The organism is Amycolatopsis sp. NPDC104819 (assembly GCF_055583145.1).
In genome coordinates this window covers 46,171-65,983 of sequence record NZ_JBVJON010000022.1, presented here as the reverse complement: position 1 = coordinate 65,983, position 19,813 = coordinate 46,171, and the positions used below count along the sequence as shown (strand labels likewise).

The following is a 19,813-nucleotide window of genomic DNA, read 5'->3' as shown; positions in this document are numbered from 1 at the left end:
ACGATGCATAGCCGTGCATAATCATTCGCATGTCCAAGGTGCTCACTTCCCTGCCCGTCGGCGAGCGTGTCGGTATCGCCTTCTCCGGTGGCCTCGACACTTCCGTAGCGGTCGCGTGGATGCGCGACAAAGGCGCGGTGCCCTGCACCTACACCGCCGACATCGGCCAGTACGACGAACCCGACATCGAGTCGGTGCCCGGCCGGGCCGGGCAGTACGGCGCCGAGATCGCCCGGCTGGTCGACTGCAAGGAAGCCCTCGTCGAAGAAGGCCTCGCGGCGCTGACCTGCGGGGCGTTCCACATCCGCACCGGCGGCCGCAGCTACTTCAACACCACCCCGCTCGGCCGCGCGGTCACCGGCACGCTGCTGGTGCGCGCCATGCTCGAGGACGACGTCCAGATCTGGGGCGACGGCTCCACCTACAAGGGCAACGACATCGAGCGGTTCTACCGCTACGGCCTGCTGGCCAACCCCTCCCTGCGCGTCTACAAGCCGTGGCTCGACGCCGACTTCGTCACCGAGCTCGGTGGGCGCAAGGAGATGTCGGAGTGGCTGCTGGCCCACGACCTGCCCTACCGCGACAGCACCGAGAAGGCGTACTCGACCGACGCCAACATCTGGGGCGCGACGCACGAGGCGAAGTCGCTGGAGCACCTGGACACCGGCATCGAGATCGTCAAGCCCATCATGGGCGTGGCGTTCTGGGACCCCGAGGTCGAGATCGCCGCCGAGGACGTGACCGTCGGCTTCGAGCAGGGCCGGCCGGTGACGATCAACGGCAAGGAGTTCTCCTCCGCCGTCGACCTGGTGCTGGAGGCCAACGCCATCGGCGGCCGGCACGGCCTGGGCATGTCCGACCAGATCGAGAACCGGATCATCGAGGCGAAGAGCCGCGGCATCTACGAGGCGCCGGGCATGGCGCTGCTGCACGCCGCCTACGAGCGGCTCGTCAACGCCATCCACAACGAGGACACCCTCGCCAGCTACCACAACCACGGGCGCCAGCTCGGCCGCCTGATGTACGAAGGCCGCTGGCTGGATCCGCAGGCGATGATGCTGCGCGAGTCGCTGCAGCGCTGGGTCGGCACCGCGGTCACCGGCGAGGTCACGCTGCGGCTGCGCCGCGGCGAGGACTACTCCATCCTGGACACGACCGGCCCGGCCTTCAGCTACCACCCGGACAAGCTGTCGATGGAGCGCACCGAAGACTCGGCGTTCGGCCCGGTGGACCGGATCGGCCAGCTGACCATGCGCAACCTCGACATCGCCGACTCGCGGGCGAAGCTCGAGCAGTACGCCAGCATCGGCATGGTCGGCGGGAACTCGCACCCGAAGCTGATCGGCGCCGCGCAGGCCGCGTCGACCGGCCTGATCGGCGCGATGCCCGAGGGCGGCGCCCAGGTGATCGCCTCGCGCGGCAAGGCCGACGACGCCGAGCTGCTCGACAGCGCCGCGATGGAGTTCGGCACCGACTGACGCCCCGCGTTTCCCGAAGGCCACCACGTTCTCGCGTGGTGGCCTTCGGTGTCTTCAGGGGACGAGCACAACCTTGCCGGTGACGGTGCCGGATTCAGCCAGCGTCAACGCCTTCGCGGCCTCGGTCAGCGGGATCCGCGCCGCCACCTGCGCCTTGAGCTGTCCCTTCGCCGCCAGGGCGAAGACGGCCGTCAGGTCCTCGGTGAGGCGCGCGCGGAACCGGGTGAGGTTCCGCTTGCCGCCCCAGACGTTGTAGAAGTGCGTGCGGCGCCGGTTCGGCAGCGCCTGCCACCACAGCAGCCGGGCGAAGAGCTTGAGCACCGGGAGCCGCGGGTTGCCGCCGGTGTCCTTCGTGGCCGCGCTGCCGTAGGCGACCAGGGTGCCGCCGGGGGCGAGCAGCCGGAACGAGTCGACGATGCCGGGGCCGCCGACGTGGTCGAAGACGGCGTCGACCCCGCCGGGCGCCAGCTCGCGCACCCGCGCCGGGACGTCACCGCGGTAGTCGACGGCGGTGGCGCCGAGCGCGGTCACGACGTCGAGGTTGCGCGCCGACGCGGTGCCGATCACCTTGATGCCGGCCGCCCGGGCGAGCTGGACGAGCGTGGTGCCGACGCCGCCGCTCGCGCCGTGGACCAGGATCGTGCCGCCGGCCCCGGCCTTCGCGATCCGGTGCAGCATCTGCCAGGCCGTGATGCCGTTGACCACGAACGTCTCCGCTTCGGCGGCGTCCAGGCCGTCGGGCACGGGGACCAGGTCGGCCGCGGGGACGACGAGGTGGCTGCTCCAGCCGCCGATCTTGGTCATGGCCGCGACACGGCGCCCGACCAGCGCGCGGTCCTCGGCTTCGAGCACCGTGCCGACGACGTCGTAGCCGGGCACGAACGGGAACGGCGGCTGGTCGTAGTACTTCCCGCGGCGCATCTGCTGCTCGGCGAACGAGATCCCGCTCGCCTCGACGCGGACGAGCGCTTCGCCGGCGCCCGGGGCGGGCAGCTCGCGGTGTTCGACGCGCAGGCCGTCCGGCTCGACGAGGCCGGGGAGGACGATTTCGGTGGTGGTGGTCATGGTGCTTTCCTTCCGATGTGTGAGTGACTGGTCAATCACTCGATGGGCGTCAAAAAAGAGGCGTGCCGGGATGGCTCAGTTCTTGCCGGGGTGGCGGATGCCGGCGGAGAGGATCGCGGCCCAGTCGCCGGTGTGGTCGTCGAGGTCGAGGGTGGCGATGAGGTGGCAGAGCTGGCCGTAGGCGATGAAACGCTGGACCTGCTCGCCGGCGGCGCCGGAGCGGTCGCGGGCGAGTTCGGTGACCTTCGCCAGCCCTCGCCGCAGGGCTTCGGCGATCTCGGGTGTGTCGGCCGCCGACTGGGCGTGCACCTGCAGCATGAGCAGGCTCCGGTCGGCGATCAGCTCGGCGTAGGCGCCGCCCATCTCGTAGAGGATCTTTTCGGGGTCGGTGCTGTCGGCGCGGGCGGCCCCGTTCGACAGCGCGTGCGCGACGAGCTCGTAACACCGGTCGAGCGCGGCGACGAAGAGGGAAACCTTGCCGGGGAACAACTTGAAGACGTAGGCGGGGGAGATCTCGGCCTTGGTGGCCACGGCGCTGATCGGCGTGCTGTGGTACCCGGCCCGGGCGAACTCGGTGATGGCCGCGTCGACCACGGCGTCCCGCCGGGCGTCGGAGGTGGAGAGGGTGGCACCGCGCTTCGTCATGTGAGTGACTGTACACTCACTCTCGCCGGCGAAGCAAGCCCCCGGGTCCCGGGCAGGGGTCCGGCAAAGTCGGTAGCGCAAGGGGGCGCCGGCACGGTGATCGCTCACATGAGGTGAACACCGTCGCGACCGGACTCTCGAACGACACTGCGGAATCCTGCGCCGCGACACCAAGGTTGCGGTCGGAGCGTTGGGACGCGGTCCGCCGCTGCCGGGGGTGGCAGTCGTCGACGGCAGCTCGGCTGCGCGAATCCGACTTTGCCGGAGCCCCCGGGTCCCGGGGGCTGCTCGCGGAAGGCTCAGACGCCCGCGGTCTGGGAGATCCAGTCGCGGTACTTCGTGATGTTGATGTAGGCGGTGTAGGACTGGCGGTCGCTGGTCGAGGCGACGCCGACCTGCTTGCCGTTCGCGTACATCGGGCCGCCCGAGTCGCCGCCCGCGGTGATGCCGTCACCGCGGTTCGCGCACACCGAAACGCCGGCCGCGCCGTCCGGGCAGTCGATCGAGGTGACGCTGACCTTGGCCACCTTCAGCAGCTGCGACTGGCACTCGATCTCCGGCTTGTCGGTGCAGGTCGCACCCCAGCCGTAGACCTCGGCCTGGTCGCCCACCTTGACGTCGCCCTCGCTGCCCAGCGGCGCGTACTCGGTCTGCACCTGCTGGTCGATCTGCACCAGCGCGATGTCGGAGTCCGGCGCCTCGTGCACCGAGGTCGCGTTGACCGTGGTGCCCTTGGTCTGGTCGAGGTCGCCGACGTGGAAGCTGATCGGCTGGCCGTCGGCGCCCTGCGTGCAGTGGCGCGCGGTGAGGATCCAGTCCGGGGCGATGATCGTCGCCGAGCAGATCTCCTGGCCGCCGGCGAACATCCGGGCCGCGGAGTGGAGCGAGTCGGCGTTGCCGCCGTCGATGATGGCCGGCTCGGCCGCCAGGGACGGCGCCGCGGCCGCCAGAGCCGAGAGGAGCACACCGGAGACGACTACGCCGGTTCGCGCGATACGCACTTTACGATCAACCTCCAGCCGCGGACCGGGGTCTCGCGGTGACGAGTGGTCAAGGACACGCTTACCGTCATCGTTGTGAGTGAATCCCGGAACCCGACGATGGTCGGTTGATCGAAAACACGACTTTCGTCGTGGGCTGTCCGGCGCAACCGGGAAACGGCTTCCCCTCGCGCCGCGTCGCAGTGCCGATACTGTCCGCGTGCAGGATTCACCCGCCTGGGGGCGGGCTCCGGAACGGGGGGCTCGATGGGGTCTGACGTGCGCTTTCACCTGCTCGGGCCGCTGCGGGTGACGGTCGGGGACCGGCCGCTGCCGCTCGGCGGGACGAAGCAGCGGGCGCTGCTGGCCCACCTGCTGCTCAACGCGAACCGGACGGTGACCCCCGGGCAGCTCGTCGACGTCGTGTGGCCGCGCGAGCCCCCGACGTCGGCCACCGCCAACCTGCAGACCTACGTCTGGCGGCTGCGCCGGCTGCTGCCGGAAACCGCGCTGCGGACCCACGGCCCGGGGTACTCGCTGGCCGTCGAGCCCGGCGCCGTCGACGCGCACCGGTTCACCCGGCTCGTCGCGGACGCCGCGCGGGCGGCCAAGGACGGCTCGCCCGAGACGGCCCTGACCCTGCTCGCCGAGGCGGAGGCGCTGTGGCGCGGCGACCCGCTGGAGGACCTGCCCACCGCGCCCGCCTGGGACGCCGAGCTTGGCCGGCTCGTCGAGAACCGGCTGGCCGCGGTCGAGGAACGGCTTTCGCTGCAGGTGCGTCTCGGCCGGCACGACGCGGCGATCGCCGAGCTCACCGTGCTGCTCGCCGAACACCCTTACCGCGAACGGCTGTGGCAGCAGTACCTGCTCGCGCTCACCGGCGCCGGACGCCGCGCCGAGGCGCTGCGGGCGTTCACGACGGCGCGGGAGCGGCTGGTCACCGAGCTCGGCGTCGAGCCGGGGCCGGAGCTGCGGGCCCTGCAGGCCGCGATCCTCACCGGCGACCCGCTGCCCGGGCCGGTCCCGGAAGCGGCTCCCTTGCGGCAGCTGCCGGCGGACCTGCCCGACTTCACCGGCCGCGAGGACCACGTCCGGGAGCTGGAAGCCGCGCTCGGCGCGGGACCGGCACCCGTCGTGCTGACCGGCGCGCCGGGAACCGGCAAGACGGCGCTCGCGATGCACGTCGCCCACCGCGTCGCCGGCCGGTTCCCCGACGGCCAGCTGTACGTCGACCTCGCCGGCACCGGCGCGCCGCGTGACCCGGCCGAAGTGCTCGCCGACTTCCTGCATGCCTTGGGGGTCACCGGAAACACCGTGCCGGCCGGGCTCGGCGGGCGGGCCGCGCTGTTCCGCTCCCGCCTCGCCGGCCGCCGGGTGCTGCTGGTGCTCGACGACACCGCGACCGCCGCGCAGGTCCGCCCGCTGCTGCCCGCCGACGCCGGGTGCGCGGTGCTGGTGACGACCCGCGGGCGGCTGCCGGAGCTGGCCGGCGCGAAGCACGTCGAGCTGCCGGTGTTCGGCGAAGCCGAGGCCGAGCGGCTGCTGGCCGGGGTCGCGGGCGCCGACCGCGTGGTCGGCGAACCGGCCGAAGCCGCCGCCATCGTGCGCTGCTGCGGCTACCTGCCGCTGGCCATCCGCATCGCCGGCGCGCGGCTGGCCGGGCGGCAGGCGTGGAGCCTGCGCACCCTGCACGACCGGCTGGCCGACGAGTCGAGCCGGCTGAGCGAGCTGCGGGTCGGCGACCTCGGTGTCCGGCCGAGCTTCGAGCTGAGCCTGCGCCAGCTGCCGGCGGCCGCGCGGACCGCGTTCTGCCGCTCGGCGGTGCTGGGCGCGCAGGACTTCCCGAGCTGGGTCTTCGACGCGCTGCTCGGGCACGGCGGCGCCCACGAGGTGCTCGACGTGCTGGTCGACGCCAACCTCGTTTCCCTGGCGGGCCGCGACTCCGCCGGGCACCCGCGGTACCGGCTGCACGACCTCCTGCGCTGCTACGCGGCGGAGCTCCTGGCCGAAGAGCCGGCTTCGACGCGGCGGGAGACCTTGGTGCGGGTGCTGTCGGTGCTGCTGGCGCTGACAAAGGCCGCGGCGGCGGGGCTGCCGCCCGCGTTCGGCGCGATGACCGGGCCGCCGCTGGGCGCGGAGCTCCCGGCGGCGCTGTCGCGGCTGGTGGCCGACCCGCTCGGCTGGTTCACCGCCGAACGCAAGCTGCTGGCCGGCGCCGTCCAGCTCGCCGCCGACGCGGGCCTGGACGAGCTCGCCTGGCAGCTGACCGCCGCCGTCCCGTTCTACGACCTGCGCGGCGCCTACGACGACTGGCGCCGCAGCCACCTGGCCGCGCTCGCCGCCGTGGAGGCCGCGGGCAACCGGGCCGGCGCGGCGGTGCTGTGCCGCGGGCTCGGGCAGGTCCGGCTCTACCACGACGAATACGCCGCGGCCGCCGACGACATGGACCGCTCGGCGCGGCTGTTCGCCGAGCTCGGCGACGTCCGCGGCGAGGCGCTGGCGGTGGCCGGGCTCGGCACCGTGTACCGCGTCCGCGACCGGCCGCGCGACGCGCTCGGCTGCTACCGCCGGGCCCTCGACGGGCTGGAACGCGCCGGCGACCGCAGCGGCGTCGCCCAGATGCGCAACTCGATCGGCTCGACCCACGTGCTGCTCGGCGAGTTCGCCGAGGCCCGGACGTGGCTGCAGCGGGCCAGGGACCTCGCGCGGGAGAGCGAAGACCCGCACCGCGAGGCGAAGGTGCTCACCGAACTCGGGACGCTGCACCGGGATTCGGGCCGGCTGCCCGAGTCGCTGACCTGCCTGCGGCTCGCGCTGAGCATCCTGGAGGAGCTCGACGACGAACGGTGCAGCGCGTACGCGTTGCTCGGCATCGGCCAGACGCTGCTGGCCGCGGGGGAGCCCGTCCAGGCTCGCGGGGTCTGCGACCGCGCGCTGCGCGTGTTCCGGGAAACCGGGAACCGGCAAGGCGAAACGACCGGGCTGGCGTTGCTGGAGCAGGCCCGGCGATGGCGGCGCCCGTCGTCCGTGCGGGCGTGACGCGGGGAGGGGCCGCCCCGCGTCACGCCGGCGCGGCGATCAGTTGCTGTTGCCCGGCTTCCAGCCCAGGTAGCTGCCGAAGTAGCTCTGCTTCGCGTGGCCGATCGCGCCGTTGACGCTCGTCGCCCAGACCCCGCCGCTGCCGTCGGCAATGCCGACGTGGCCGTAGGCGGAGATGTCCCAGAACACGAAGGCGCCGCGCGGCGGGGTGCCGGTGGTGTGGCGGGCGCCGTCGGAGGAGCGCCAGTGCTCGATCGCGCTCGCGTGGTGCGTCGTGCGGTTCCACGACAGGCGCGCGGCCTTCTCGCAGTAACCCTGGTAAGCGGTGCTGCCCTGCCGGCTGGAGTACCAGGAGATCGCCTGGGCGGCGGTCCGCGCGGCGGCCAGCGCGGCCGGTGAGTCGGTGATCACCGCGCCCGGGTCGGCGATGTCGGCGGCGGTGACCTCGGCGTAGACGTCGGCGGGCGCGGGGGCGGCCGTGGCGGCGGTCGCGCCGCCGACGAGCAGGGCGGCCGAGAGCGCCACCGCCGGGTAGATGCTGCGCATGGGTTTGTCTCCCTCAGTGGACAAGTGCTTGCCGGGGAGGACCCTGGCCGCGGCCCCTACACCGCCACTACACCCGCGCTCTCGTGGTGCTGACGCGCGTGAGTGCGCGTGCGTCGAAAATTGTCATATCCGAACGGGCGCGTCACAAAAAACAAAACCCGCGACCTCGAACCGCGTGACAAATTCCGGGGACACCGGAAAGCGCATTGGCCGGTTGGGAAGTTTCCACCTAGGATCCGAAATGCCGTTCAACGACGAAAGGACGTGACATGACGGAAACCCTCATGCGGAAAACGAGCCGCCGTTTCCTCGGAATCGGTCTGGCCGCGCTGCTGGCGGGTGCGGTGGCCGTCGTTTCCGCGGGACCGGCCGCCGCGGCCGAGAAAACGCTCACCTACCGAGGGGGCTTCCCGCTGATCGGCGACCAGCAGGTGTCCGTGGTCGTCAAGGCGGACATCCCCGCGACGGCCACCGCGGGCACGCCGGTTTCGGTGCCGTTCAGCCTCGACGTCGACGCCGGGCAGGCGGCCGGGGACGGCCTTCGGCTCGTCGGCGCCACGAAACTGTCCGGCACGATCAAGTCCAAGGTGAACGTCGCGATCAGCGGCCAGACGGTCGCCATCCCGATCGAGCTGCCGATCCCGGAGACCCCGGTGCCGGCCGAAGGCACCCTGAAGTTCACCGCGCAGGGCCAGGTCGACTTCACCGTCCCGGCGGGCACCCCGGCCGGCGACGCGACGAGCAGCGTCGACCCCGCGGCGACCACGCACGTGGTGACCGACAGCAGCCTCGGCGAGTTCGACGTCGAGCTGGCGCTCGACCCGCCGGACCAGGACGCCACCCTGGGCACGACGACGGTCGGCTGACCCGGTCCGCCGGCCCGCCGGAATCCGTCCGGCGGGCCGGGGCCGCTGCCGGATTCCGGCACCCGGGAACTGCCGGGATCCGCCGGAAGTCGTTCCCTCCCAACGTGATCCTCCCTTAGTAGGTACCGGATCGACGGGCCGGGCGCGGAGTATTCCGTGCCACCACGTCGCATCGTCACCGGCTGGAGGACCACTTCGTGAAAACCACTTCAGGAGTCCTGCGTGGACTCGCGGCGGTCTCGGCCGCCGCGGCCGCCGTCGTCGCGCTGCAGGCGCCCGCCGCGGCGGCCGCAGCGCGGACCGATCTCGGCATCACCATGCAGGCGCAGCAGAAGGACCAATGGTGCTGGGACGCCAGCGGGAACACGATCGCCGGCTACTGGGGCCACTCCCTGACCCAGACCCGGTTCTGCCAGGTCGCTCACAACGAGTCGGGCAGTGACTGCGCGAACAACCAGGGATACCTCTCCGACCAGCAACGGGTGTTCCGCTGGCTCGGGTTTTCCAATGTCGGGTCGTACAACTCGAACGGGCAAGTGCTTTCCTTCGCCACCATCAAGAGCCAGATCGACGCCGGGCAGCCGATCGGCACGCGCATCGGCTGGCGTTCCGGCGGCGGGCACATGCACGTGCTCTACGGCTACGACAATTCCGGCGGCGCGACCCGCGTCGAATACGGGGACCCGTGGCCGAACAACAGCCGGTACAACTCGATGAACTACGACACCTACCGCTCGAACAACCAGTTCCAGTGGACCCACACGCTGTACGGGATCGAGGGATGAGCATGCTGAAGAAGATGCTGGGCGCGGCCGTGCTGGCCGGCGCCGCGATGCTCACCACGACCGGCGCCGCGAGCGCGGCCGGCGGCCCGGACGGCGTCCCGACCGCGGCCGACACCGCCGCGATCGGGCAGGTCACCGGCGGCTCCGCCACGCTCGCGCGGCTGGCGTCGACGAAGTTCCCCGGAGCGCACGCGGCCGCGGCGGCGACCGCCGAGCCCCGGACGCAGATCGCGGTCTACGAGCCGACGGCGGCGTTCGTCGCCGGCCGGTCGGACGTCCCGGCCGCGCTGGCCTACGTCGCGGTGCCGGCGCGGACCGGCGACGGCAGCACCGCCACCGTCTGGGCCGAGCGGCAGGGCGCGGCCTGGACGGTGGTGAACGTCGCGTCCGGCGACTACGAGCGCAAGTTCGCCGGGGCCGCGGCCGGCGGTTACCTCCTGCACGAGCCGCAGGTCAACGCCTGGTACGCGGTGCGCGGTGACGCCGTGACGGTGCTCGACGGCTCGGTCACCGGCCTCGCCGCGGGCACGAAGCTCACCCTCGCCGACTACCGCGCGGCGCTGCACCAGCGCTACGCCGACAAGCTGCCGGGCTCGGCCTACGACCGCGACGGCGCGGGCGGCGGGTACGGCGGCCGGGAGCGCGCCGTCCCGGCCGCGGACCCCGCGGAGACCCCGGTGCTGCCGTTCGTGCTCGGCGGTGCTCTCGTGCTGGTCGCGGGCGCGGTCGTGGTGCCGCGGCTGCGCCGGCGGTAAGACCGCGAAGGGGCTCACCGGCCCGTCCGGTGAGCCCCTTGGCAGAAGATCATGACCAGGTCACAATGCGCCATGCCCGTTTCCCCCGGTGCGCAGGTGGAACCGGCGCGCCCGGGCCTGAGCGCCTCGGACCTCGCGCTGGTGGAGGCGCTGCAGCGCGACCCGCGGGCGCCGTGGACGCGGATCGCCGCCGCGGTGGGCACCGACGCGACGACGGCGGCCCGCCGCTGGGACCGGCTGCAGGCGGCCGGGCTGGCCTGGCTGACCGCGTACTCCACCGCCCCGACGACCACGGTCGGCTACGTCGACCTGGCCTGCCGCCCGGACGTGCTGAGCGAGCTGACCCGCGAGCTGTGCGGCTGGCCGTCGGTGTTCAGCGTCGAGCGCACGACCAGCCGGTTCGCGCTGTTCCTCAGCGTGGCCGCGCGGGACCTCGACGCGCTGGACGCCCTGGTCACCAGCCGCATCGGCGCCTTGCACGGGGTGCGCGAGGTCCGCTTCGCCGTCGCCACCCGCGTCTACCGCGAAGGCAGCGGCTGGCTGGTGAACGCGCTGGCCCCGGAGCAGCGGGCGGTGCTGGACGAGACGGCGGTGCAGGCCCGGCTGGTCGTGCCGCAGCAGTGGAACGACCGGGACCTGCGGGCGCTCGTCGAGTCCCTCGGCGAGGACGGCCGCCGCAGCTACGCCGAGCTGGCCCGCGACTGCCGGATGAGCGAGTCGGCGGTGCGCCGCACCCTCGCGCGGATGCTGCGCAACCACGAGCTGGACTTCCGGTGCGACCTCGCGCACGTCCCGGCGGGCTGGCCGGTGATCGCGGGGTACCGCGTCGACGTCGCGCCCGGCGGGCTCGAGCGGGCCGGGACGGCGATCGCGCAGCTGCCCGAGACCCGGCTCTCGGCCGCGGTGGTGGGGGAGGGCAACCTCGTGGTGTCGGCCTGGCTGCGGGTGCCGGCCGACTGCACGGGCTACGAGGCGCGGCTGGCGGCCGCGGCGCCCGGCGCGCGCATCCTCGACCGGGCGATCACGCTGCGGATGCCGAAGCGGATGGGCCGGCTGCTCAGCCCGCACGGCCTCGGCGGCACCCACCAGGCGATCATCCCGGCCCGCTGAGCGGGGTAGGGTCGGGAGCGGGATCCGGCGCGGGGAAAGGACATTCGGTGGGCGAGTCGAACTGGGCCGGGAACCACACCTACGCCGCCGACGAGGTGCTCACCCCGCGCACGGTCGGCGAGGTCCAGGCCGCCGTCGCGGCCGCGAGCCGCGTCAAGGCGCTCGGCAGCCGGCACTGCTTCAACACCATCGCGGACGCGCCCGGCGGTGTGCTCCTCGACCTGCGGTCCCTCGCGAGCCCGGTGGAGATCGGCGACGGCACCGTGACGGTCGGCGGCGCGGCGCGCTACGGCGACTTCGCGGCGCAGCTGCACGACGCCGGGTTCGCGCTCGCCAACCTCGCGTCGCTGCCGCACATCACGGTGGCCGGCAGCGTCGCCACCGGCACCCACGGCTCCGGACGGCGGCAGCCGGGTCTCGCCGCGGCCGTCTCGGCGGTCGAGCTGGTCACCGCCGACGGCGAGGTCCGGACGTTCACCCGCGCCGACGAGATGTTCCCCGGGGTGGTCGTCAGCCTCGGCGCGCTCGGCGTCGTCACTCGGCTGACCCTCGACACGGTGCCGGCCTTCGACGTCCGGCAGGACGTCTTCGACGGCCTGCCCTGGGACGCCGTGCGCGAGCACTTCGACAGCATCGAGGACGCCGGGTACAGCGTCAGCCTGTTCACGAACTGGGCGAACGACGTCGTCGACCAGGTCTGGGTCAAGAGCCGCGTGGACGCCTTCACCGAGCGGTCCGGGCTGTACGGCGCGATCCCGGCCGACGGGCCCCGCCACCCGGCGCACGCGGCCGGGATCCCGGCCGGCAACGGCACCCCGCAGCAGGGGGTGCCGGGCCCGTGGCACGAGCGGCTCCCGCACTTCGCGCTCGCGTTCACGCCGAGCGTCGGGGACGAGCTGCAGTCGGAGTACTTCGTGCCCTACGCGGACGCGCCGGCCGCGATCGAAGCGGTCCGCGGGCTCGGTGACCGGCTGGCCCCGCTGCTGCTGGTGTCGGAGATCCGCGCGATCGCGGGGGACGACCTGTGGCTGAGCCCGTGCCACGGCGGTGACCGGGTGGCCCTGCACTTCACGTGGCAGCCGCGCCAGGCCGAGGTCGAAGCGGTGCTGCCCGTCCTCGAAGAACGCCTCGCCCCGTTCGGCGCCCGCCCGCACTGGGGCAAGCTCTTCCACGGCGGCGAGGTCGCGGCGCGGTACCCGAAGCTGGCCGGCTTCCGCGCCCTGGCGGGGAAACTCGACCCCGCCGGCAAGTTCCGGAACCCGTTCCTGACGCGTCACGTCTTTTCGAAGTAACCATTCTTCGATGATTTCGAAGAATGAATTCGCACGTTGACGCCATTGTCGCGGACGCCGTACCGGGGATCGCCGGGGCTTGAGGTAAGCGCTTTCTCGATCGGACGAGGGGCAGCTTGCGCCTTGTCCGGCACCGCGGCGGGGTGGTCCTGAACTCACCGCGGGAGGGCTACCGCGTCGCGTTCTCCGGCAGCGAGGGGTGGCTCGAGCTCGATGTCCGGGAAAACGAGTACACGAACGGCCCTTCCGAGCCGGGGTGGGCCCGGCTGACCCGGCAACGGCTTGGGGAACCGCCGGAAGCCGTCTGAGGCGGGCCCCTCGGCGAAGGCGACGGCGGCGGCGACGAGCGGATGCTCGCCGAACTGCTCGGCGAGGCCGGGCCGGACCCGCTCGGCTGCGCGGCCGACCATGGCGCCGGCCTGCGGGCCCTGCTCACCGGGCTGGCCGCCAACCGGTCGCCGGAGACCGGCCGGGCCGTGGCCGGGCTGCTCGCCGAAACCGGCGAGCAGCCCCGTTTCCCTTGCGGGCTAGGTGATCGGCACCGTCGCGGTGCAGGACGCCGCGCCGCTGTCGAACGTCATCGCCGCGGTGCCGCGCCCGGTGACCGGCAGCGCGAGCCCGGTCGGCAGGAACTGCACGCCCTGGCTGGCCGGGCCCGTCTGGGAGTAGACGGTGTGGGGGTTGGGGCCCTCGAAGTACGAGATCCGCAGCGTCTGGGTGCCCACGTCCCCGATGTAGGGCCCCGAAACGGTGTAGGTGTTCAGCGGGCGGTGGTACCCGCCGGACGTCTCGTACCGCAGGGTGAAGGTGCCGCTGAAGGCACCGGAACGGCAGACGCTCGTGACCTGCTTGCCGATGTCCGCCTGCGCCGGGGGCGTGAGCACAACGGCGGCCGCGAGCACGGCCGGGACGACGATCCTCATCGTTTTCACCCGGTACATCCTGCCGTGGATCGCCCCGGTCCCGCTCCGTTTTCGGCAAGCCCGCGCGGATTCAGGAGACCGTGCGGACCAGGAGCACCGGGCAGGCCGCGTGGTGCAGGAGCGCCTGGCCGGTGGATCCGAGCAGCAGGCCGGGGAACCCGCCGCGGCCGCGGTCGCCGAGCACGACGAGCTGGGCGTCGGCGCTGCGCTCGACCAGCTCCCGTCGCGGGTGCGCGGCCACCACGACCTGCTCGACGTCGACCCCGTCCGTGTCGTGCGCGAGAACCCGTTCGCCGAGGAGCCGGTGCCCGGCATCGGTGACGCAGCGCGGGTCCCGGTGGGACGGCGGGGTGTCCGCCCACGCGTGCAGCACCACGAGAGGAGCGCGGCGGGCGCGGGCTTCGGCGAGCGCGGTCGTGAGGACGCGGGTGCCGCTTTCGCTGCCGTCGATGCCGGTGACGACCGGGCGGGCGGCCGCGGCGGGCTCGTCCCAGCTGTCCCCGCGGACGACCACGGTGTCGCAGTGCGCGTGCGTCCCGACAGCCCCGGCGACCGATCCGGCGAGCAGGCTGGTGAGCCGGCCGTGCCCGGTCGAGCCGACCACGAGCAGCGCCGCGCTGCGGGACGCTTCGATGAGCGCCTGGGCGGCGCGGTCGGGGTCGAGCCGGGTGGTGGCGCCGGCGAACCCTTGCGCGGCGGCCAGTTCCGCCGCGGTCCGCAGCGCCCGGCGGCCCCGCGCGCGCAGGGCGTCGACCATCTCTTCGGGCGGCGGCACGACCCCGCTCGCGACGAGCGCCGGGACGTCGAGGGCGTGCACGATCTCCAGCGGCGCGTCCCGCAGGCAGGCGGTCCGCGCGGCCCACCGCACGGCGTCGAGGGACTCGGCCGAGCCGTCCGCTCCGACGACGATCGGCGCCCCGGGCACGGCTGTCATGGTCGCCTCCTGACGCGGCTGTCGTCCTGACGACTGTAGGCCCGCGCCCGGGATCCGGCGGGGAGTTCGGGTCAGCCCGCCCCGAGGGTCCGGCGCGCCGACCAGCCGAGCAGGGCCAGCTCCAGCACCGCGAACCCGGCCAGCACCACCGCGCCCGGCGCGACGAGCATCGCGAGGCCGATCAGCAGCACCGGCAGCACCAGCCCCGCGTAGGCCGCGAGGAACAGCGCGGCCAGGACCTCACCGCGGGTCAGGTCGTCGGCCAGCGCGGCCACCGTGCCGACCGACGCCCGGAAGCCCAGGCCGAACCCGGCGCCGGCGAGCACGCTCGCGCCGAAGAACAGCGGCAGCGAGGCCGCGAACGCGGAGACCGCCAGCAGCACCAGGCCGACGCTCATCAGCACGTACCCGGCCCGCAGCTGCGGGCGGGTGCCGACCCGGGCCAGCACGACCTGGGCGAGCGCGGCGCTGCCGAGCATCGTGAACGGCGCGATCCCGGCGAGCAGGCGGGACGGCTGGTGCAGCTCGTGCGCCAGCAGCGCCGGGGCGAGCGCCATGACCAGGCCGCTGATCGCGAAGGCGGCGAACGCGCCGAGCGCGGCGCCGGTGAACTCCGGGCGCGCGGCCGGCGGCAGGGAAAGCCGCTGCGGCCGGTACGCCGGCCGCTCCTCGCGGCGTTCGACGGTCTCCGGCACGAGGCTCACGGCGATCGCCTCCAGCAGCAGCACGACCAGGAACACGGCGAAGGGCGTGCTCAGCGGGTGGCCGGCGAACCGCGCGAACAGCCCGCCCACGAGCGGCCCGAGGGCGAGCCCGCCGGCGTTCACCACGGTCGCGACCAGGCCGGAGCGCCCGAGACCGGCGCCCGGGCGGGACACGGCGTGCAGCTCGGACAGGTGCGCGGTGGCCGTCGCCGTGATGACGCCGATGCCGGCGCCGCTGACCAGCCGCGCGACGATCAGGCCGGGCACCTCCGGCCAGAGCAGGAACAACGCCGCCGCGAACGCCTCGGCCAGCAGCCCGGCGAGCAGGACCCGGCGGCGGCCCAGCCAGTCGCTGAGGTGCCCGGCCAGGTAGAGGCTCAGCATCACCCCGACCGCGTAGGCGGCGAAGATCACGGTGACGAGGAACGCCGGGAAGCCGTCGCGCTGCTGGTAGAGCGCGTACAGCGGGGTCGGCACGGTGGAGAACGCGAGCGCCGTCGTGAACGCGACCGCGACCACGCGGAAACCCAGGCCGTGGCTGAGACGCAGGCGGGCGGCCGGGGCGGTGAGGACGGACATCGGGACCTTCCGGGGTTCGGGGATCTTCCGATCTCCACGATCACCCTCCCGACTCAGCAAGTCCAACGAAAAGTCCTGGCCTGAGTTATCGGTCTGAGCGATAGATTGGCCGCATGGAGACGCGTCAGCTCGAGTACTTCGTCGCGGTGGCCGAGGAGCTCAGCTTCACCCGGGCCGCTCAGCGGCTGTTCGCGGTGCAGTCCACGGTGTCCGCGGCCGTCCGGGCGCTGGAGACCGAGCTCGGCACGCGGCTGTTCGACCGGTCGACCCGCCGGGTCGCGCTGTCGGCGGCCGGCGCGGCGTTCCTGCCCGAGGCGAAAGCCGCGATCGAAGCCCTCGAACGGGCGCGCGCGACCGTCCAGGAGGCCTCGGAAGGGCTGCGCGGCAGCCTCCGGATCGGCACGCTGACCTCGATCGGCATGGTGGACCTGCCCGCGCTGCTCGGCGCGTTCCACCGGCGCTACCCGCTCGTGGACATCCACGTGACCGTGTCGATCACCGGCTCGACCGGGCTGGCCGACGAGGTCCGCCAGGGCCGCCTCGACGCCGCGCTGGTGGGCCTGCCCGAGGCCGACCTGCCCGGGCTCAGCGTGCTGCGGCTCGACACGCGGCCGTTCGTGGGGCTGCTACCGGCGTCGCACCGGCTGGCGGGCGAGCGCGCGCTGCGGCTCGCCGACGTCACCGGCGAGGCGTTCATCGACATGCCGCGGGGGTTCGGCAACCGCGTGGTCATGGACCGCGCCTTCGACGCCGCCGGCCTGACCCGGCGAGTCACCGTCGAGGTCGCCGACCTGCGCACGGTGCCGGGCTACGTCCGCGCCGGGCTGGGGATCGCCGTCATCCCGGACACGCCGATGCCGGCGGAGCCCGACGTCGTGGTGCTGCCGCTGGCGGGCGCGGGCCTGGACTGGCCGCTCAACCTGGTGACCGCCGCCGCGCAACCGCCGAGCCGCGCGCTGCGGACGCTGCTGGACCTCGTCGAGAGTATTTGAACACGTTCAACTCCTCCGGTACCGTGGGTTTCGGGCGGACCGGCGAGGGGGACTTCCGTGAAGATCGTGATTCCGGGCGGCACCGGTCATCTCGGCCGGGTACTGAGCCGCGTGCTGGCCGCGCGCGGGGACGAGGTCGTCGTGCTCACCCGGCGGGAGGCCGCGCCGGAGCCGGGGGTGCGGCACGTCCGGTGGGACGGGCGCGGCGCCGGGCCGTGGACCGCCGAGGTCGACGGCTGCGACGTGGTGCTCAACCTGGCCGGCCGGTCGGTGAACTGCCGGTACACCCGGGCGAACCTGCGGGCCATGTGGAACTCGCGGATCGATTCCGCGCGGGTCGTCGGCGGCGCGATCGAACGCGCGGCGCGGCCGCCGCGGGTCTGGCTGCAGATGAGCACGGCCACGATCTACGCGCACCGCTTCGACGCCCCGAACGACGAAACCACCGGCGTCATCGGCGGCCAGGAGCCGGGCGTGCCGGGCTACTGGGCCTACAGCGTCGACATCGCCCGGGCGTGGGAGCGCGAGCAGCGGCTGGCGGCGACCCCGCACACCCGCAAGGTCGCGCTGCGGACGGCGATGGTGATGAGCCCGGAGCCCGGCGGCGCGTTCGAGATGTTGCTGCGGCTGGCCCGCCTGGGCCTCGGCGGCCCGGTCGCGGGCGGCGGCCAGTACCTGTCGTGGATCCACGAGGACGACCTGGTCCGGGCGGTCGACCTGCTCGTCGCGCGCGAAGACCTGAGCGGGCCGGTGAACCTGGCGGCCCCGGAACCGTTGCCCTACAAGGACTTCCTGCGCGAGCTGCGAGCGGCGGCGGGTGTCCCGTTCGGACTGCCCGCGACGAGGTGGCTGGCGGCGCTCGGCGCGTTCGTGCTGCGCAGCGACACGGAGCTGCTGCTGAAGAGCCGGCGGGTGGTCCCGGGCCGGTTGCTGGAGGCGGGGTTCGAGTTCGCATACCCGGATTGGGCCTCGGCGGCGGAGGATCTGGTGCGCCGGACACGGAGTCCATTGAGGACGGTCAGCTGAGGACGGTCGGAGCTCTCCGGTGCTCAGCCGAGGTCGCCGTTGTCCCGCACCCGCCGCAGCAGCAACGCCAGGTGCAGCCGGAACCGTCCCGCGGGGGAGTCGACGTCGAACCCCAGCACGGCTTCCGCGCGGGCCAGCCGGGCGGGCATCGTGCTGTGGTGGCGGTGCAGCAGCGCCGCCGCCTTGCGGGCCGAGCCCGTCGCGCACAGCGCGTCCAGCGCCGCCAACGTGTCTTCGGTCGCCAGGCGGTCGAGCGCGCGGACGTCGGGCAGGTCGGCCAGCTCCGCCGGGCCGAGCCGGTCGGCGACCGCCGCGAGGCTGCCCAGGCGCTCCCACCACACCGCCGGCTCGAAGGCCGAGGTGAACCGCAACGCCGTCCGCGCGGCCGTCCACGAGCGGGCCACCTCGAGGGCCGGGAGCTCCGGTCCGATGCCCGCCCGGGCGCCGGGCGGGAGCGAGCCGGGGACCGCGTCCGCGGTCAGCACCGCCCGGACGCTGCCCAGCCGCGCCGAGCGGCCCGCGAGCGTGTCGACGCCGGTGCCCGCCAGCACCCGCAGCCGGGCCGCCGGGCCGAACCCCAGCAGGTGCAGGGCGCGCGCCCGGTCCGCCGTGCCGACGTCGTCCGACAGCACCAGCTCGACCAGCGCCGGGTCGCCGAGCTCGGGCCGCGGAACACCGTTGTGCTCCAGGAGGATCGCCGTGGCGATCGCGAACCGCTCCAGCAGCATGTCGTCGAGCGGGACCGGCGCACCTGTGCGCGCCACCCACACCGCCACCCCGCCTTCGAGCGCGCGGACGGCGGCGCCCGGCGGTGCCGCGCCGGGCGTGGTGACCTCGCCGGCCGGGTCCGCGCGCAGCGACATCCCCTGGCCGGGCGCGTGCACCCCGACCGGGCAGCCGGCGAGCTCGGCCGTGCTGCGCACCAGGGCGTCCAGCCCGGCGTGCCCGGTGATCAGGCGGTCGAAGAACCCGATCACCCGGACGGCGTTCTCGGCGTCGGCGTCGAGCCCGGACAGCCGCAGCAGCAGGCCTTTCATGCCGTCACGATAGGCGCGTCCGCCGCCGGATGGCGAGGTCCGGGCGGGGAACGCCCGCCGCGTGGCGGTGGCCGGGGCGCCGGTGGCGGCCGATGATCGGAGCATGACCTACGCGATCGATCCCGAGCTGCTGCCCTGGCTGGACATGCTCCCGGCGGTGGTCCTGTCCGACTACGACTCCCTGCTCGCCGCGCGCTCTTCGATGGCACAGCTGGGCGACGTCATCCCGGCCTACGAGCCGGCGAACCCCATCGACGTCCGGGACACGTCCGTGCCCGGTCCGGCCGACGCGCCTGAGGTCCCCGTGCGCGTCTACAGCCCGGCGAACCGCACCGGCGCCGTGCCCGGCCTGCTCTACATCCACGGCGGCGGGTTCGTCGTCGGCGACCTCGACATGTTCCACGCGTCGCTGCTGCGCCTGGTCGACGAGCTGGGCATCGTGATCGTGTCGGTCGACTACCGGCTCGCGCCCGAGCACCCGTTCCCGGCGCCGGTCGAGGACTGCTACGCGGCCCTGCAGTGGGTCGAGGCCAAGGCCGCCGAGCTGGGCATCGACCCGGCCCGCCTCGGCGTGGGCGGCGAAAGCGCGGGCGGCGGCCTGTCGGCGGCGGTCGCGCTGCTGGCCCGCGACCGCGGCGGCCCGGCGCTGAGCTTCCAGCTGCTCGGCATCCCGGAGCTGGACGACCGCCTGGACACCCCGTCGATGCAGGCCTACACCGACACGCCGATGTGGAACCGGCCCAACGCGGTCTACAGCTGGACCAGCTACCTCGGCGCGGAACCCGGCGGTGCCGACGTCTCGCCGTACGCGGCCCCGGCCCGGGCGGCGGACCTCGCCGGGCTGCCGCCCGCGTTCGTGACGACGTGCCAGTTCGACCCGCTGCGCGATGAGGGAATCCAGTACGCGCAACGCCTCGCGCACGCGGGCGTCGCCGTCGAGCTGCGGCACTACCCGGGCACGTTCCACGGGTCGGCCCTGGTCGAGACGGCGGAGATCTCGCGCCGGATGTTCGCCGACGAGGTCGACGCGCTGCGCCGGGGCCTGCGGGTCTGAGCG

19 protein-coding genes are annotated in these 19,813 nt (G+C 73.7%); 11 read left to right on the top strand and 8 right to left on the bottom strand.

Annotated features, from left to right (window positions below; genetic code table 11):
* Nucleotides 1-29: 29 nt before the first annotated feature.
* Entirely contained in the window at nt 30-1,478 is a 1,449-nt protein-coding gene (gene argG / locus ACZ63E_RS43515) for an argininosuccinate synthase (protein WP_465342188.1), read from the top strand.
* 54 nt (nt 1,479-1,532) lie between these two features.
* Here the strand turns inward: argG and ACZ63E_RS43510 are convergent, their stop codons facing one another.
* From ACZ63E_RS43510 to ACZ63E_RS43500, 3 genes are all read right to left on the bottom strand, one after another.
* Nucleotides 1,533-2,543, bottom strand: coding sequence for a medium chain dehydrogenase/reductase family protein (locus ACZ63E_RS43510; RefSeq protein ID WP_465342187.1), 1,011 nt, complete (start codon nt 2,541-2,543; stop codon nt 1,533-1,535).
* 75 nt (nt 2,544-2,618) lie between these two features.
* Nucleotides 2,619-3,188: a TetR/AcrR family transcriptional regulator gene (locus ACZ63E_RS43505; protein WP_465342186.1), complete on the bottom strand. Its 570-nt coding sequence runs from the start codon at nt 3,186-3,188 to the stop codon at nt 2,619-2,621.
* A gap of 299 nt (nt 3,189-3,487) precedes the next feature.
* Nucleotides 3,488-4,189, bottom strand: coding sequence for a S1 family peptidase (locus ACZ63E_RS43500; RefSeq protein WP_465304307.1), 702 nt, complete (start codon nt 4,187-4,189; stop codon nt 3,488-3,490).
* A 246-nt stretch (nt 4,190-4,435) separates the two neighbouring features.
* On the opposite strand from ACZ63E_RS43500, the gene ACZ63E_RS43495 reads away from it, so the two are divergent.
* Entirely contained in the window at nt 4,436-7,207 is a 2,772-nt protein-coding gene (locus ACZ63E_RS43495; RefSeq protein ID WP_465342185.1) for an AfsR/SARP family transcriptional regulator, read from the top strand.
* 39 nt (nt 7,208-7,246) lie between these two features.
* Here ACZ63E_RS43495 and ACZ63E_RS43490 read toward each other — a convergent pair whose 3' ends face one another.
* Nucleotides 7,247-7,753, bottom strand: a complete 507-nt coding sequence (locus tag ACZ63E_RS43490) for a hypothetical protein (protein ID WP_465342184.1) — start codon at nt 7,751-7,753, stop codon at nt 7,247-7,249.
* 269 nt (nt 7,754-8,022) lie between these two features.
* Between ACZ63E_RS43490 and ACZ63E_RS43485 the strand changes: the two genes are divergently transcribed.
* The 6 genes from ACZ63E_RS43485 to ACZ63E_RS43460 all read left to right on the top strand — a co-directional run bounded on the left by ACZ63E_RS43485 (nt 8,023) and on the right by ACZ63E_RS43460 (nt 12,869).
* Complete coding sequence (locus ACZ63E_RS43485; protein WP_465342183.1) at nt 8,023-8,619, top strand: DUF6801 domain-containing protein; 597 nt, start codon at nt 8,023-8,025, stop codon at nt 8,617-8,619.
* A gap of 197 nt (nt 8,620-8,816) precedes the next feature.
* Nucleotides 8,817-9,404 carry a papain-like cysteine protease family protein gene (locus ACZ63E_RS43480; protein ID WP_465342182.1) on the top strand — a complete coding sequence of 196 codons (588 nt, stop codon included), beginning with the start codon at nt 8,817-8,819 and terminating at the stop codon, nt 9,402-9,404.
* Entirely contained in the window at nt 9,401-10,159 is a 759-nt protein-coding gene (locus tag ACZ63E_RS43475) for a hypothetical protein (RefSeq protein ID WP_465342180.1), read from the top strand. The genes ACZ63E_RS43480 and ACZ63E_RS43475 overlap by 4 nt, the downstream gene beginning before the upstream one ends.
* A gap of 72 nt (nt 10,160-10,231) precedes the next feature.
* Nucleotides 10,232-11,269: an Lrp/AsnC family transcriptional regulator gene (locus tag ACZ63E_RS43470; RefSeq protein ID WP_465342178.1), complete on the top strand. Its 1,038-nt coding sequence runs from the start codon at nt 10,232-10,234 to the stop codon at nt 11,267-11,269.
* Nucleotides 11,270-11,316: 47 nt separating this feature from the next.
* Complete coding sequence (locus ACZ63E_RS43465) at nt 11,317-12,561, top strand: FAD-binding protein (RefSeq protein WP_465342177.1); 1,245 nt, start codon at nt 11,317-11,319, stop codon at nt 12,559-12,561.
* Nucleotides 12,562-12,677: 116 nt separating this feature from the next.
* A complete protein-coding gene (locus ACZ63E_RS43460) occupies nt 12,678-12,869 on the top strand; it encodes a hypothetical protein (protein ID WP_465342176.1) in 192 nt (63 codons plus the stop codon).
* A 219-nt stretch (nt 12,870-13,088) separates the two neighbouring features.
* Here the strand turns inward: ACZ63E_RS43460 and ACZ63E_RS43455 are convergent, their stop codons facing one another.
* From ACZ63E_RS43455 to ACZ63E_RS43445, 3 genes are all read right to left on the bottom strand, one after another.
* Complete coding sequence (locus ACZ63E_RS43455) at nt 13,089-13,484, bottom strand: hypothetical protein (protein WP_465342175.1); 396 nt, start codon at nt 13,482-13,484, stop codon at nt 13,089-13,091.
* 70 nt (nt 13,485-13,554) lie between these two features.
* Nucleotides 13,555-14,418 (bottom strand): universal stress protein, encoded by an 864-nt coding sequence (locus tag ACZ63E_RS43450; protein ID WP_465342174.1) that lies wholly within the window; start codon nt 14,416-14,418, stop codon nt 13,555-13,557.
* A 71-nt stretch (nt 14,419-14,489) separates the two neighbouring features.
* Complete coding sequence (locus ACZ63E_RS43445) at nt 14,490-15,701, bottom strand: MFS transporter (RefSeq protein WP_465342173.1); 1,212 nt, start codon at nt 15,699-15,701, stop codon at nt 14,490-14,492.
* 113 nt (nt 15,702-15,814) lie between these two features.
* Here ACZ63E_RS43445 and ACZ63E_RS43440 point away from each other — a divergent pair, with 113 nt between their 5' ends.
* Nucleotides 15,815-16,693 carry a LysR family transcriptional regulator gene (locus ACZ63E_RS43440; protein WP_465342172.1) on the top strand — a complete coding sequence of 293 codons (879 nt, stop codon included), beginning with the start codon at nt 15,815-15,817 and terminating at the stop codon, nt 16,691-16,693.
* Between the two features lie 57 nt (nt 16,694-16,750).
* The gene (locus ACZ63E_RS43435; protein ID WP_465342171.1) at nt 16,751-17,719 is read left to right on the top strand and encodes a TIGR01777 family oxidoreductase; all 969 of its coding nucleotides are present in this window, start codon (nt 16,751-16,753) and stop codon (nt 17,717-17,719) included.
* 23 nt (nt 17,720-17,742) lie between these two features.
* Here ACZ63E_RS43435 and ACZ63E_RS43430 read toward each other — a convergent pair whose 3' ends face one another.
* Nucleotides 17,743-18,756 (bottom strand): helix-turn-helix domain-containing protein, encoded by a 1,014-nt coding sequence (locus tag ACZ63E_RS43430; RefSeq protein ID WP_465342170.1) that lies wholly within the window; start codon nt 18,754-18,756, stop codon nt 17,743-17,745.
* Nucleotides 18,757-18,859: 103 nt separating this feature from the next.
* On the opposite strand from ACZ63E_RS43430, the gene ACZ63E_RS43425 reads away from it, so the two are divergent.
* Nucleotides 18,860-19,810, top strand: coding sequence for an alpha/beta hydrolase (locus ACZ63E_RS43425; RefSeq protein WP_465342169.1), 951 nt, complete (start codon nt 18,860-18,862; stop codon nt 19,808-19,810).
* Nucleotides 19,811-19,813: the final 3 nt, after the last annotated feature.

What these genes read in the sequence shown, in the direction of transcription:
- argG (WP_465342188.1), top strand. Translation starts at nt 30, where the DNA reads ATGTCCAAGGTGCTCACTTCCCTGCCCGTCGGCGAGCGTGTCGGTATC.
- ACZ63E_RS43510 (WP_465342187.1), bottom strand. Translation starts at nt 2,543, where the DNA reads ATGACCACCACCACCGAAATCGTCCTCCCCGGCCTCGTCGAGCCGGAC.
- ACZ63E_RS43505 (WP_465342186.1), bottom strand. Translation starts at nt 3,188, where the DNA reads ATGACGAAGCGCGGTGCCACCCTCTCCACCTCCGACGCCCGGCGGGAC.
- ACZ63E_RS43495 (WP_465342185.1), top strand. Translation starts at nt 4,436, where the DNA reads ATGGGGTCTGACGTGCGCTTTCACCTGCTCGGGCCGCTGCGGGTGACG.
- ACZ63E_RS43490 (WP_465342184.1), bottom strand. Translation starts at nt 7,753, where the DNA reads ATGCGCAGCATCTACCCGGCGGTGGCGCTCTCGGCCGCCCTGCTCGTC.
- ACZ63E_RS43485 (WP_465342183.1), top strand. Translation starts at nt 8,023, where the DNA reads ATGACGGAAACCCTCATGCGGAAAACGAGCCGCCGTTTCCTCGGAATC.
- ACZ63E_RS43475 (WP_465342180.1), top strand. Translation starts at nt 9,401, where the DNA reads ATGAGCATGCTGAAGAAGATGCTGGGCGCGGCCGTGCTGGCCGGCGCC.
- ACZ63E_RS43470 (WP_465342178.1), top strand. Translation starts at nt 10,232, where the DNA reads ATGCCCGTTTCCCCCGGTGCGCAGGTGGAACCGGCGCGCCCGGGCCTG.
- ACZ63E_RS43455 (WP_465342175.1), bottom strand. Translation starts at nt 13,484, where the DNA reads ATGAGGATCGTCGTCCCGGCCGTGCTCGCGGCCGCCGTTGTGCTCACG.
- ACZ63E_RS43450 (WP_465342174.1), bottom strand. Translation starts at nt 14,418, where the DNA reads ATGACAGCCGTGCCCGGGGCGCCGATCGTCGTCGGAGCGGACGGCTCG.
- ACZ63E_RS43445 (WP_465342173.1), bottom strand. Translation starts at nt 15,701, where the DNA reads ATGTCCGTCCTCACCGCCCCGGCCGCCCGCCTGCGTCTCAGCCACGGC.
- ACZ63E_RS43440 (WP_465342172.1), top strand. Translation starts at nt 15,815, where the DNA reads ATGGAGACGCGTCAGCTCGAGTACTTCGTCGCGGTGGCCGAGGAGCTC.
- ACZ63E_RS43430 (WP_465342170.1), bottom strand. Translation starts at nt 18,756, where the DNA reads ATGAAAGGCCTGCTGCTGCGGCTGTCCGGGCTCGACGCCGACGCCGAG.
- ACZ63E_RS43425 (WP_465342169.1), top strand. Translation starts at nt 18,860, where the DNA reads ATGACCTACGCGATCGATCCCGAGCTGCTGCCCTGGCTGGACATGCTC.